The sequence below is a fragment of the Treponema sp. R6D11 genome, assembly GCF_054786075.1.
The window spans coordinates 1-615 of record NZ_BDHD01000687.1 but is presented as its reverse complement, the minus strand read 5'-3'; the positions used below and the strand labels follow the sequence as shown (position 1 = coordinate 615).

The 615-nt window shown below is 44.4% G+C and carries 1 protein-coding gene; it reads left to right on the top strand.

The features are described from left to right. Positions 1-615 (top strand): toprim domain-containing protein (locus tag ACYVTD_RS15495; RefSeq protein WP_461248594.1); only part of this gene is annotated, 615 nt, incomplete at both ends.

The window sequence follows — 615 nt, the reverse complement described above, 5'->3', positions numbered from 1 at the left end:
AACCGCCGCAATCGCCATTAAAATAAAAAGTCCAGTCTTTGAAAGCCAGACAAAAAACAAACTTGGCAATTCAGACATACGCGCATGGGTTGTGCAGGAAGTGCGCAATGCCGTTGAAGACTGGTTGCACAAAAACCCCGAAGCAAGTAAAAAATTGGAGCATAAAATAATAGCCAACGAATCCTTGCGCACGGAATTAAACGCCGTCAAAAAAGAAGCTAGGGAAGCGGCGAAAAAAATCGCCCTTAAAATTCCAAAGTTAAAAGACTGCAAATACCACCTTGACGACGGCAAGGACGGGGAAGAATCTACAATTTTTATAACAGAGGGCGACTCGGCGGCAGGCTCGATTGTTTCCAGCCGAGATGTAATGACTCAGGCTATTTTCGCACTGCGCGGCAAAGTGGAAAATGTGTACGGCAAAAAACGCGCCGCAATTTACAAGAACGAAGAACTTTTTAACATGATGATGGCTCTCGGCATTGATAATGATATTGAAGGCTTGCGCTACGCAAGAATTGTAATCGCCACAGACGCGGACTTTGACGGCTTTCATATTCGCAACCTTTTATTAACTTTCTTCCTCTCTTATTTTGAGGAGCTTATAACGGCGGG